Genomic DNA, 13079 nt, shown 5'->3' with positions numbered 1-13079 from the left:
GTGCGACTGTACAAACACAACCGGCATTGCGGCACGCGGCGCGCGGCACCCTGGTGTCGCGCGCCGGCATTACAAAGAAGACGAAAAGCAAGGCCTACGAGGAAGAACAATGAAATCCAGACTCGACAGATGGATGATGCTGCTCGCCGCCATCGCGGCAGCCAGCACGGCACAGGCACAAACGCGCGTCGGCGGTAACCCGCTCGACTCCCTGCCCCAGATCAACGCGCCGAAAACCGGCCCGAACGTAACCGTGCAGGTCGCGCCCCAGGCGCCGCAACTGCAGGAGTTGCTGTCGCGCCACCTGACACCGACGACATTCCAGGTCGAAGGCGTAAAGTCGGTACCGTTCGAGGAAATCTCGCGTCGCTTCACCCCCCTCGTCGGCAAGGACATCACGATCGGCGATCTGATCGAAACCGCCAACGGCGTGACGAAGCTTTACCAGGAACGCGGTTACGCGCTGTCGTTCGCGTTTGTTCCCGCGCAGACGTTCGAGAACGGTGTCGTGCGCATCACGGTTGTTGAAGGCTATGTGTCGGACGTCAAGGTCACCGGCAAGCCCGGGGCAATGGAATCGAAGATTCGCGCGATCGCAGCGCATATCACCGACGATCGCCCGCTGCGCCGCGCAACGTTCGAGCGCTACGTGAACACGTTCGGCCTCTTGCCCGGCCTCACGGTGAAGGCGAACGTACCACCGCCGCAAACCACCGACGGCGCCACGACGCTCGAACTTGCCGTCGACCGCAAGGCATTCAACGTCAGCACCGGTATCGATTTCAACCACCCGGGCGTACAGGGCCTCATCACCGCGACCGAAAACGGCCTCACGAAGTTCGGCGAGCAGCTGAGCATCTCCGCACTGGCGCCGCCGGGGCGTGACAAGCAGACCTACTTCGCGTTCAGCGGCGCGGTGCCTGTCGGCAGCAGCGGCCTGATCACGCGCCTCGATGCAAGCACCTATCGCGGCAAGCCTACTGACAATCCGGGCCTGCCGTCGTCCGTCGAACGCACCGTCAAGAACGAGAAGCTTGGTCTTTCGGCATCCTATCCGATACTGCTGAACAACCAGCGCAGCCTGCTCGGCACTGTGTCGGGTTATGCCGCACACAACGAAGACCGCTACCAAAGCCAGATCAACGGCAATACCCTCGAAAACCGGTCACAGGTCCGCGTGATGCAATTGCAGCTCGACTACACGAGCGTCGAACCGAAGCAGGTGCGAAAACTGAGCGTCAACGTCGCCAAGGCATTCGACATCCTCGGTGCATCGAAATCGCAGACTGGCGTGGTTAACGGTGTGGGGTTTACATACGCCGACCCGACGTCGCTGACCTTCGTCCGTACCGGCGCGACCTTCACGCAAACCAACGAATGGCCGTTCCGGATCGGCACGTCAGTCTCGCTGACCGGGCAATACAGCCCTGACTCACTGCCGACGTCCGAGCAGATCTCGTTCGGCTCGACGCGCTACGCGCTCGGCTATCAGCCGGGCGAAGCGTCGGGCGACTCGGGATGGGGGATGTCGCTGGAGGTCAACCGTGGCTTCACGCCGGGCTGGACGTATATGAAGTCCGTGACGCCGTACATCGCCTACGACATGGCGCGTGTGTACCTGCATTCAGGCACGCCGTCGCCCAACCGCATGTCGTCGGTCGGCATCGGTGTGCGTTTCACGGACAGCCGCTTCTACAGCCTCGACCTGAACGTCGCGAAGCCGGTAGGTGACGCGCCAGTCGAAAGCGCATCACGCAGCCCGCGCATCAACGCCGCATTCTCGTATCAGCTCAACTGATCGGTCACCAAACAGCCCGCGCCATGCGGGCTGTTTCGATTAGAGCCCCCTCTATCAAACGTGGCGCGCGGTTTCACGTATTCTGGCGAAGCTCGCAACATGCCCGCCCCATGCAGACGGTCGTGCGGGCAAATCGAACACGACATGCAAAACAAGGAGGATGACAATGATTCAACTGACCCGCCCGTTGCGTGCAATCGCCATCGCCGGCGCACTGCTCGCTTGCGCCGCCCCCACGTTCGCACAGGCAGACAGCCCCATCGGCATGTGGCAGACGATCGACGACAACACCCATCAGCCGAAGGCACTCGTGCAGATCGCCGAGGACGGCGACGGTGCGCTGACCGGCAAGGTCGTCAAGGGCCTCGGCGCGAACGATACGCCTGATCGCCGCTGCACCGCCTGCACCGACGAGCGCAAGGATCAGCTCATCAAGGGCATGACGATCATCAAGGCGATGAAGAAGGAAGGCGACCACTGGGACGGCGGCAACATTCTCGACCCGGAGAACGGCAAGGTCTACAAGTGCAAGATGACGCTTGAAGACGGCGGCCAGAAGCTCGTCGTGCGCGGCTATATCGGCGTATCGCTGCTCGGCCGGTCGCAGACCTGGGTTCGCCAACAATAACGCGGCGCGCGCTGAAACGCGCGGCTCAACGAAAAAACCGGCCTGACGATGAATTCGTCAGGCCGGTTTTCTTTTGGTGCGCGCGTCGGCGCAAACAACGCAGTAAACAGCGGACATCAGGCTGCATGCTTCATCGCATCCGGCGCATAACCACCTGGTGTGCGACCCACGGGTACCACGCCGCTACGCGCCTCCGCCGCCTTCGATTGCGTATGCTTGCGCATCCGCACCGACAATTCGTTGCACAGGTTCACGCCCGAGTCGCCGTAGAGTTCACGCATCACGCTCATCAGCGTGCCCGTCTCATGCCAGACCTTGAAGCGGCGATGGCACGTCTGATACGAAGGGTAACGGCGCGGCATCGCCGACCACGTTGCGCCGCTGTAGATGACCCAGAGCACGCCGTTCATCACGGCACGGGTATTGGCCAGCGGCCGGCCGCGCAACTCGGTGCGCGGCTGCATTTCGGGCAGAAGCGGCGCGACGCGGCGCCACTCGTGGTCGGTCAGATCGCGATACGGTGTCATGGACATCTCCAGCCTTGGTAACCATGACACAACGATATCGGCTCACCTCAACCGTGAATATAAGACAAGTCCGAAAATACCCCGAGATCGCCTGAATTTGACCGGAATTGACGTTTGAATACCGCCAATTGCCGGAAATCGCACTCAGGTCAGCGACGTATCGACGATACGGCGCGGTGTTTCGAGATACTCCTTCGACTGCATCTCGACGATGCGCGAGACCGTACGCGCAAACTCGTTGGCCATCGGACCTTCGACGTACAACTGCTCCGCCGGCACCGCCGCGGACATCAGCAGCTTGACCTTGTGGTCGTACAGCACGTCGATCAGCCACGTGAAGCGGCGCGCTTCGGACGCCATCCGCGGCGACATCTGCGGCACCTCGGACAGCACGATCGCGTGGAACCGGCTCGCGAGTTCGAGATAGTCGTTCTGCGAGCGCGGGCCGCCGCACAGCGTCGCAAAATCGAACCACACGACGCCGTCCGCCTTGCGCAGCGCCTTCAACTCGCGCTTCTCGATATGCAGAAGCGGGCTTTCATCGGGTACCGCCGCGAGCTTGCCGAATGCATGGCGCAGTTCGCGATCGGCGTCCGCGCCGAGCGGCGTGTGATACATCTTCACCTGCGCGAGCGTGCGCTGGCGATAATCGACGCCCGCGTCGACGTTCAGTACATCGAGCTTGTCCTTGATCAGCGCAATCGCCGGCAGCATGCGGTCGCGATGCAGACCGTCCGGATACAGGTCGTCGGGATCATAATTGGACGTCATCACGAACTGCACGCCGTTGTTGAACAGGCGGTCGAGCAGACGGTACAGGATCATCGCATCGGCAATGTCCGACACGTGGAACTCGTCGAAGCAGATCAGACGGTAGCGCTTCGCGATACGCCGCGCGAGTTCGTCGAGCGGATCGGCCTGCCCTTTCAGTTCCTCGAGCTCGCGGTGTACCTCGCGCATGAATTCGTGGAAATGCAGGCGCGTCTTGCGCTGCACGGGCACGACCGCGTAGAAGCTGTCCATCAGGAAGCTCTTGCCGCGACCGACGCCGCCCCACATGTAGACGCCGCGCGGGAGGTCGGGATGATTGATGAGCTTCTTGAATGCGTTCGAGCGGCGCGCCTTGTACTCGACCCACTCGTCGAAACATTGCTGCAGGCGATCGACGGCCGCGCGCTGCGCGGGATCGGACTGATAGCCGCGCGTGGTCAGCTCGCGCGTGTAGTATTCGGTGACGTTCATCGGGCAAACCGGAAAAAACGAAGGCGGACGGGAAACCCCGCCCGCCCTCGTCATGAGACGGCTGCGCCGGCCGATGGCCGGCCGGCGCTATACCGCGCTCAGCTGTTCAGCGAGCGCTTGTCGACGGCGAGCGCCGCTTCGCGCATCACTTCCGACATCGACGGGTGCGGATGGCAGATGCGGGCGATGTCTTCCGACGCCGCCTTGAATTCCATCGCCACCACGGCTTCCGCGATCAGGTCCGACGCGTTCGCCGCGATCACGTGCACGCCGAGCAGTTCGTCGGTCTTCGCATCCGCGATCATCTTCACGAAACCGTCCGGCGCGTTCATGCCGAGCGCGCGGCCGTTGATCGAGAACGGGAACTTGCCCGACTTGATCTCGCGGCCTTCGGCTTTCAGCTGCTGCTCCGTCTTGCCGACCCATGCGATTTCCGGGTACGTGTAGATCACCCACGGAATGCAGTTGTAGTCGATGTGCGGCTTCTGGCCGTCGATCACTTCCGCGACCAGCACGCCTTCGTCTTCCGCCTTGTGCGCGAGCATCGGGCCGCGCACCACGTCGCCGATCGCGTAGACGTTCGGCACCGCCGTGCGGCAGTGGTCGTCCACGTCGATGAAGCCGCGCTCGTTCGCCTTCAGGCCGATTGCCTCGAGGCCGAGGTTGTCGGTGTTCGGCACGCGGCCGACCGACACGATCAGGCGGTCGGCGTCGAGCGTCTGCGCGTTGCCGTCCTTGTCCGTGTAAGCGATCGACACGCCGTCGGCGGTCGTCTTCACTTCGCCGATCTTCACGCCGAGATGGATGTCGAGGCCCTGCTTCTTGAACAGCTTGGCCGCTTCCTTCGCGAGCGCTTCGTCGGCTGCGCCGAGGAATGCCGGCAGCGCTTCGAGCACCGTCACTTCGGCACCCAGGCGACGCCACACCGAGCCGAGCTCGAGGCCGATCACGCCTGCGCCGATCACGGCGAGCTTCTTCGGCACGGAGTCGAACGTCAGCGCACCTTCGTTGTCCGACACGATCTTGTTGTCGACCGGGATGCCCGGCAGGTGACGCGCCTTCGAGCCCGTCGCGATGATCACGTTCTTCGCGGTGACGACTTCGGTTTCACCCTCGCCGCTCACTTCGATCTGCACGCCGGCGTCGGTCTTGCCGGTGAACTTGCCATGGCCCTTCAGCCAGGTGATCTTGTTCTTCTTGAACAGGAACTCGATCCCGCTCGTCATCTTCTCGACGATCGCGTCCTTGCGGCCGAGCATCTTCGCGACGTCGATCTTCACGCCGTCGACCGTGATGCCGTGGTCGGTCAGGTGATGCGACGCGTTCTCGAACTCTTCCGACGACGCGAGCAGCGCCTTCGACGGGATGCAGCCGACGTTCAGGCAGGTGCCGCCGAGCTTCAGCGCGCCGGCCGGGTTCTTCCACTTCTCGATACAGGCAACGGTCTTGCCGAGCTGCGCGGCACGAATCGCGGCGATGTAGCCGCCGGGGCCGGCGCCGATCACGACGACGTCAAATTCCTTGGACATGACAATCCTTTCTACTTGTACGCCTGCACGTTCGCGCGCGGGCGCGAACGTGCAGAACGGGTCGATGCAGTGAGACTCGGCTTACAGGTCGAGCAGCAGGCGTGCCGGATCTTCCAGCGCATCCTTCATCGCGACGAGCGACAGCACGGCTTCGCGGCCGTCGATGATGCGGTGGTCGTACGACAGCGCGAGGTAGTTGATCGGACGGATCACGATCTGGCCGTTTTCAACGACCGGACGCTCCTTCGTCGCGTGCACGCCGAGGATTGCCGATTGCGGCGGGTTGATGATCGGGGTCGACAGCATCGAGCCGAACACGCCGCCGTTCGAGATCGAGAACGTACCGCCCGTCATTTCCTCGATCGACAGCTTGCCGTCCTTGGCCTTCTGGCCGAATTCGGCGATCTTCTTCTCGATCTCGGCGAGGCTCAGCTGATCCGCGTTGCGCAGGATCGGCACGACCAGGCCACGCGGCGAGCCGACAGCGATACCGATGTCGAAGTAGCCGTGGTAGACGATGTCGTTACCGTCGATCGACGCGTTCACGAGCGGGAACTTCTTCAGTGCGTGGACAGCGGCCTTCACGAAGAACGACATGAAGCCGAGCTTCACGCCATGTTCCTTCTCGAACTTGTCCTTGTACTTGTTGCGCAGCTCCATGACCGGAGCCATGTTGACTTCGTTGAACGTCGTCAGGATCGCGTTGGTCTGCTGCGATTCGAGCAGACGCTCGGCGATACGCGCACGCAGACGCGACATCGGCACGCGCTGTTCCGGACGGTCGTTGAGCCACGTCGTCGCCGACGCCGGCACCTTCACTTCCGGCAGCGACGGCTTCGCCGCGGCCTTTGCCGGTGCGGCAGCCGGAGCGGCCTTCGGTGCGCTGCCTGCGGCCAGCGCGTCGCCCTTCGTGACGCGGCCGTCGCGGCCCGAACCTGCGACGTCGCCTGCCGACAGGCCCTTCTCGGCCAGCAGCTTCGATGCGGCCGGCGATGCCGTAGCCGAGCTCGATGCCGTTGCGGTGGCCGGCTGTGCTGCCGGTGCGGCTGCAGCAGGCGCTGCGGCCGGCTTGACTTCGGCCGCGCCCGCAGCAGCTTCGGCTGCACCTGCCTTCGCTTCCGTATCGATCGTAGCGATCAGTTGATCGGCAACGACGGTGTCACCGTCGTTCTGCAGCACTTGCGCGAGCACGCCCGCGGCCGGTGCCGGCACTTCGAGCACGACCTTGTCGGTCTCGAGTTCGATCAGGATTTCGTCCTGCGCGACTGCTTCGCCCGGCTTCTTCTTCCACTGCAGCATGGTGGCTTCCGAAACCGACTCCGAAAGCTGGGGGACTTTGACTTCTACGATAGCCATGTGATTTTCCTGGATGCTTAATCTGGGTAATGACGAGGTTCGTGCGATTCCTTCGGCCGGTGCGGCGCGCAGCGCGCCCGGCGGGCCAAAGGAGACGGGAAAGCGCGCTGCGCCTTCCCGTTTCGCTTCCGTCGGTTATTTCGCGATCGATGCGCTCTTCAGGCGGCCGAAAGCACCTTCGATGAGGGCCTTCTGCTGCTCGTAGTGCTTCGCGTAGTAGCCAACCGCCGGCGAGGCCGAAGCCGGACGGCCGCTGTATGCCAGCTTCTGCCCTTCCTTCATGCCTTCCTTCAGGTGGTGCTCGACGTAGAACCAGGGGCCCTGGTTCTGCGGCTCGTCCTGCACCCAGACCACTTCAGTCGCGTTCTCGTACTTCTTCATTTCGGCTTCGAACTGCTTGTGCGCGAACGGATACAGCTGCTCGATACGGATGATCGCGACGTCGTTCGCCTTCGCTTCGCGGCGATGTGCGACGAGGTCGTAATACACGCGGCCCGAGCATGCCAGCACGCGCTTGACCTTCTTCGCGTCGATGCCGCCGTCGGTTTCGCCCAGCACCGGCTGGAACGAACCCTTCGCGAGCTCCGACAGGTCCGACACGGCTTCCTTGTGGCGCAGCAGCGACTTCGGCGTTGCGACGATCAGCGGCTTGCGGAACAGGCGGATCATCTGGCGACGCAGCAGGTGGAAAATCTGCGCCGGCGTCGTCGGTTGAACGACCTGCATGTTGTGATCGGCACACAGCTGCAGGAAACGCTCGATACGCGTCGACGAGTGTTCCGGACCCTGGCCTTCGTAGCCGTGCGGCAGCAGCATCGTCAGACCCGACACGCGACCCCACTTCACTTCGCCCGACGAGATGAACTGGTCGATCACGACCTGCGCACCGTTGACGAAGTCGCCGAACTGGGCTTCCCACAGCACGAGCGTGTTCGGCTCGGCGGTCGAGTAACCGTATTCGAAGCCCAGCACCGCTTCTTCCGACAGCACCGAGTCGATCACCGTGAACTTCGCCTGACCGTCGGCGATGTTCTGCAGCGGCACGTACGTGCCGTCGTTCCAGCGCTCGCGGTTCTGGTCGTGCAGCACCGCGTGACGGTGCGTGAACGTGCCACGGCCCGAGTCCTGGCCCGTCAGGCGCACCGAGTAGCCCGATGCGACGAGCGACGCGAACGCGAGGTGTTCACCCATGCCCCAGTCGAGCGGCTGGTCGCCACGCGCCATGTTGCGGCGGTCGTTGATCACGCGCTCGACGAGCGGGTGAACCTTGAAGTTTTCCGGGACCGTCGTGATGCGTTCGCCCAGGCGCTTCAGTTCGGCGAGCGGCACGGCCGTGTCGGCTGCATCCGTCCACTTGCGGTTCAGGAACGGAACCCAGTCGACCGCGTACTTGCTCTTGTAGTTCGACAGGACCGGATCGACCGTGTGGTGACCGTCGTCCATCGCCTTGCGGTACGCCTTCACGTAGTTGTCGGCGTCTTCCGCGGTGATCACGCCCTGCTGCACGAGCTTCTCGGCGTACAGCGCACGGGTGCCCGGGTGCTGTGCGATCTTCTTGTACATCAGCGGCTGCGTGACCGCCGGCGTGTCCTGCTCGTTGTGACCCAGCTTGCGGAAGCAGACGATGTCGATCACGACATCCTTGTGGAACTGCATCCGGTAGTCGATCGCGATCTGCGTCGCGAGGATCACGGCTTCCGGATCGTCGCCGTTCACGTGCAGCACCGGCGCCTCGATCATCTTGACGACGTCGGTACAGTACAGCGTCGAGCGCGCGTCGCGCGGGTCGGACGTCGTGAAGCCGATCTGGTTGTTGATGACGATGTGCAGCGTGCCGTGCGTGCCGTAACCGCGCGTCTGCGCGAGGTTCAGCGTTTCCATCACGACGCCCTGGCCAGCGAAGGCCGCGTCGCCGTGGATCTGCACCGGCAGCACCTGCAGGCCGTCTTCGTCGCCGCGACGGTCCATCCGCGCCTTCGCGGAACCTTCAACCACCGGGTTCACGATTTCGAGGTGCGACGGGTTGAACGCGAGCGACAGGTGGACCGGGCCGCCTTCCGTCGACACGTCCGACGAGAAGCCCTTGTGGTACTTCACGTCACCTGCCGGCAGGTCGTCGACGTGCTTGCCTTCGAATTCGGCGAACAGATCGGCCGGCATCTTGCCCAGCGTGTTGACCAGCACGTTCAGACGGCCGCGGTGCGCCATGCCGATGATGATTTCCTGCACGCCGCGCTTGCCCGCGTGCTGGACGACTTCGTCCATCGCCGCGATGAAGCTTTCGCCGCCTTCGAGCGAGAAGCGCTTCTGGCCGACGTACTTGGTATGCAGGTAACGCTCGAGGCCTTCGGCAGCCGTGAGGCGATTCAGGATGTGCTTCTTCTCGTCTGCCGAGAAGTTCGGCGTCGCACGGGTCGATTCCAGACGCTCCTGCCACCAGCGCTTCTGTTCCGGGTCGCTGATGTACATGTACTCGGCGCCGATCGTGCCGCAGTACGTGTCACGCAGGCCCTTGACGATGTCGCGCAACGAAGCCTGGTCGAAACCGAAATATAGGTTGCTTGCGCTGTACGTCTGGTCGAGGTCGCCTTCGGAGAAATCGTAGAACGCGGGTTCGAGTTCGGGAATGGCGGGACGTTCGCGACGCTTCAGGGGATCGAGATTGGCCCATTGCGAGCCAAGGAAGCGATAAGCGCTGATGAGGGACTGCACGTGCACTTGCTTGCGCGCTGCAGCAAGGTTGGTGCTGCTTTCGCGCGGGATGAAGGCATTGGCCTTCGCACGCTCGGCGAACGATTCGACGATCGGGAAATGAGCGACGTCATTGGCATTCGAGCCGTCCGTTGCAGGCACGTTCTGCAGCGCGTCGAAATACTCTCGCCAGTTCTCCGGCACCGATGCCGGATTGTTGAGGTATGCATCGTACAGTTCTTCAACGTACGAAGCATTGCCGCCGAACAGATAGGAGTTCAGCTGAAACTGCTTCATTACATCTGACATTTTACGCTCACCTTTCTTCGAGCTTCTCGAGAAATAGCGGGTTACTCAACCTTCCGCGACACGGCCTGACCGTTTAGCGGATTGCGAATCAAGTCTTGCTTGGAAGGACCTAAAACTTGCGTGCGCGCAGCATATCACAGAACCGATACCGGAGTTCACGGCGAAATGTGCCTGAAAGCACCGCGCGACGGGGTTTTGCCGGATTGCCACAACACGCGGGAACAGTGTTTTGCAGCGCACCCGATTGCACATCGGGCAGATGCAAAAAAGGCCACCCGAAGGCGGCCTTTCTCGTCCTGCACGGGAACGATCGAGCTTAGTCGACCGCGCCTTCGCGGCTCGCGCGGCGACGCTCGTGCTCCTTCAGGAAGCGCTTGCGCAGGCGGATCGACTGCGGCGTCACTTCGACAAGCTCGTCGTCGTCGATGAATTCGACCGCGTACTCGAGCGACATCTGGACCGGCGGCACCAGGCGCACGGCTTCGTCGGTGCCCGACGCGCGCACGTTGGTCAGCTGCTTGCCCTTGATCGGGTTCACGACGAGGTCGTTGTCACGGCTGTGGATGCCGATGATCATGCCCTCATAGAGCGCATCGCCCGGCTTCACGAACATGCGGCCGCGATCCTGCAGCTTCCACAGTGCGTAGGCCACGGCAGCGCCGTCGTCCTGCGAGATCAACACGCCGTTGCGGCGCTCGAAGACCGAACCGTCCTTGACCGGTGCGTACGAGTCGAAGATGTGGCTCATCAGGCCCGTGCCGCGCGTGAGCGTCAGGAATTCGCTCTGGAAGCCGATCAGGCCACGCGCCGAGATCTTGTACTCCAGACGCGTGCGGCCACGGCCGTCCGATGCCATGTCGAGCATCTCGCCCTTGCGGCGGCCGAGCTCTTCCATCACGCCACCCTGGTGCTCGTCCTCGACGTCGACGGTCAGCAGTTCGTACGGCTCGTGACGCACGCCGTCGATTTCCTGCATCACGACGCGCGGACGCGACACGGCCAGCTCATAGCCTTCACGGCGCATGTTCTCGACGAGAATCGTCAGGTGCAGTTCGCCGCGGCCCGACACTTCGAACACCGTTTCGTCGCCGGTGTCCTTCACGCGCAGCGCGACGTTGTGGTTCAGCTCCTTCATCAGGCGGTCGCGGATCTGGCGGCTCGTGACGAACTTGCCTTCGCGACCGGCGAGCGGCGACGAATTGACGAGGAAGTTCATCGTCAGCGTCGGCTCGTCGACGGTGATCATCGGCAGCGCTTCCGGCGTATCGACCGCGCAGATCGTCGCGCCGATGCCGACGTCTTCAATACCGTTGATCAGCACGATGTCGCCCGCTTCGGCGGATTCGACCTGCACGCGCTCGAGGCCCGTGAACGACAGCACCTGGTTGATCTTGCGGTTCAGCACTTCGCCTTCCGGGCCGAAGCGCATCGCGACCGGCTGGCCCGGCTTGATGCGACCGCGCGTGATGCGGCCGACGCCGATCCGGCCGACGTACGTCGAATAGTCGAGCGACGTGATCTGCAGTTGCAGCGGCGCGTCCGGATCCGCCGGACGGACCGGCACGTGCTCGAGGACTGCCTCGAACAGCGGGCGCATGTCGCCTTCGCGCGCGGCCGGGTCGAGCGACGCATAGCCGTTCAGGCCCGATGCGTAGACGATCGGAAAATCGAGCTGCTCTTCGGTTGCGCCGAGCTTGTCGAACAGGTCGAAGGTCTGGTTGATGACCCAGTCGATCCGCGCACCCGGACGGTCGATCTTGTTGACGATGACGATCGGCTTCAGGCCGAGCGCCAGCGCCTTCTTCGTGACGAAGCGCGTCTGCGGCATCGGGCCCTCGACCGCGTCGACGAGCAGCAGCACCGAGTCGACCATCGACAGCACACGCTCCACCTCGCCGCCGAAGTCCGCGTGCCCCGGCGTGTCGACGATGTTGATGTGCGTGCCTTCGTACTCGACCGCGCAGTTCTTCGCGAGAATCGTGATCCCGCGCTCTTTTTCGATGTCGTTCGAGTCCATCACCCGCTCCGCAACCTGCTGGTTCTCGCGGAAGGTGCCGGACTGGCGGAGCAGTTGGTCGACGAGCGTGGTCTTGCCGTGGTCGACGTGAGCGATGATGGCGATATTGCGAAGGGCGCGGGTCATAGAAACCTGGAAATCGTTTGAACGCGCAAAAGCGCCCGCTCGTGTTTTTCACGGGCGCGCGCATTGCAGCTTGGAAAGCCGCAAATTATAGCACGTGAGAATGTCGGTAACCGACGGGCACGTTGCAACGCAGCAGGCAGGCCGGCGCACCCTCCTCTCGAACGCGCCAATCCGTCGAAGCCCGTGTCGCCGTCGGGCACAAAAACCTTATTGATATGAGGGATTTTTGAGACGCAAAGCGCGCCCCTTGCCGTTCGATTAACATTTGCCGCGGCAAGCAACTGTGCCTATACTGCTGCCTAGTCAACTATTGCAGCTTCAGGGTTTTATGTCGGATTCTTCTACCCCATCCCCCGTTTCGCCGCTGTCCTCGTACCAAATGAACGACAGCGTCGGTTATCTGATGTCGCGCGTGAAGTCGGTGATGACCAACCTCGTCACGCAACGCACGCAGGAAGAGCTTGGCATCACGGGCACGCAGGCGAGCATGCTGTTCATGATCGCGGTCGGCAAGTGCTCGACGGCCGCCGAGCTTGCCCGCGAGTACGGGATCGACGCGAGCGCAGTCACGCGCCTGCTCGACCGGGTCGAGAAGCGCGGCCTGCTGTCCCGTGTCCGCAGCATCGAGGATCGACGTGTCGTGCGCCTCGAGCTGACCGACGAAGGCCGTGCGCTCGCCGAACGGCTGCCGCCGATTTTCCGCAGCGTGCTCGACCAGGTGCTGGACGGGTTCACGCCGGAAGAAGTCGGGTTCCTGAAGAGCATGCTGCGCCGCATTCTCAGCAACTATTGCGAGACCGCCGGCGGCAGCATCACGTAATAGTTGCCATAACAATTACTTTTGACAGATTAATGT

At 62.9% G+C, this 13079-nt stretch carries 9 protein-coding genes; 3 read left to right on the top strand and 6 right to left on the bottom strand.

Annotated features, from left to right (window positions below; genetic code table 11):
* Positions 1 to 109 precede the first annotated feature (109 nt).
* Both E9536_RS19700 and E9536_RS19695 read left to right on the top strand, forming a co-directional pair.
* Positions 110 to 1798, top strand: a complete 1689-nt coding sequence (locus tag E9536_RS19700; RefSeq protein WP_027787676.1) for a POTRA domain-containing protein — start codon at positions 110 to 112, stop codon at positions 1796 to 1798.
* A 166-nt stretch (positions 1799 to 1964) separates the two neighbouring features.
* Entirely contained in the window at positions 1965 to 2426 is a 462-nt protein-coding gene (locus E9536_RS19695) for a DUF2147 domain-containing protein (protein WP_039358973.1), read from the top strand.
* 116 nt (positions 2427 to 2542) lie between these two features.
* Here E9536_RS19695 and E9536_RS19690 read toward each other — a convergent pair whose 3' ends face one another.
* From E9536_RS19690 to typA, 6 genes are all read right to left on the bottom strand, one after another.
* Positions 2543 to 2953: a transposase gene (locus E9536_RS19690; RefSeq protein ID WP_060084791.1), complete on the bottom strand. Its 411-nt coding sequence runs from the start codon at positions 2951 to 2953 to the stop codon at positions 2543 to 2545.
* A 144-nt stretch (positions 2954 to 3097) separates the two neighbouring features.
* The gene (zapE, locus tag E9536_RS19685) at positions 3098 to 4195 is read right to left on the bottom strand and encodes a cell division protein ZapE (protein ID WP_027787679.1); all 1098 of its coding nucleotides are present in this window, start codon (positions 4193 to 4195) and stop codon (positions 3098 to 3100) included.
* A 98-nt stretch (positions 4196 to 4293) separates the two neighbouring features.
* The gene (gene lpdA / locus E9536_RS19680) at positions 4294 to 5724 is read right to left on the bottom strand and encodes a dihydrolipoyl dehydrogenase (RefSeq protein ID WP_136470425.1); all 1431 of its coding nucleotides are present in this window, start codon (positions 5722 to 5724) and stop codon (positions 4294 to 4296) included.
* 81 nt (positions 5725 to 5805) lie between these two features.
* Entirely contained in the window at positions 5806 to 7080 is a 1275-nt protein-coding gene (odhB, locus tag E9536_RS19675; protein ID WP_042977010.1) for a 2-oxoglutarate dehydrogenase complex dihydrolipoyllysine-residue succinyltransferase, read from the bottom strand.
* A gap of 135 nt (positions 7081 to 7215) precedes the next feature.
* Positions 7216 to 10080, bottom strand: coding sequence for a 2-oxoglutarate dehydrogenase E1 component (locus E9536_RS19670; protein ID WP_027787682.1), 2865 nt, complete (start codon positions 10078 to 10080; stop codon positions 7216 to 7218).
* 316 nt (positions 10081 to 10396) lie between these two features.
* Positions 10397 to 12223, bottom strand: a complete 1827-nt coding sequence (gene typA / locus E9536_RS19665; RefSeq protein ID WP_027787683.1) for a translational GTPase TypA — start codon at positions 12221 to 12223, stop codon at positions 10397 to 10399.
* A gap of 328 nt (positions 12224 to 12551) precedes the next feature.
* On the opposite strand from typA, the gene E9536_RS19655 reads away from it, so the two are divergent.
* Positions 12552 to 13043, top strand: coding sequence for a MarR family transcriptional regulator (locus tag E9536_RS19655; protein ID WP_027787684.1), 492 nt, complete (start codon positions 12552 to 12554; stop codon positions 13041 to 13043).
* The last annotated feature ends 36 nt before the right edge of the window (positions 13044 to 13079 follow it).

This window comes from Burkholderia sp. LS-044, from assembly GCF_004803625.1.
GTDB classification, from domain to species: domain Bacteria; phylum Pseudomonadota; class Gammaproteobacteria; order Burkholderiales; family Burkholderiaceae; genus Burkholderia; species Burkholderia cepacia.
The sequence above is the reverse complement of the archived record's forward strand: the minus strand, read 5'-3'. Positions and strand labels throughout refer to the sequence as shown.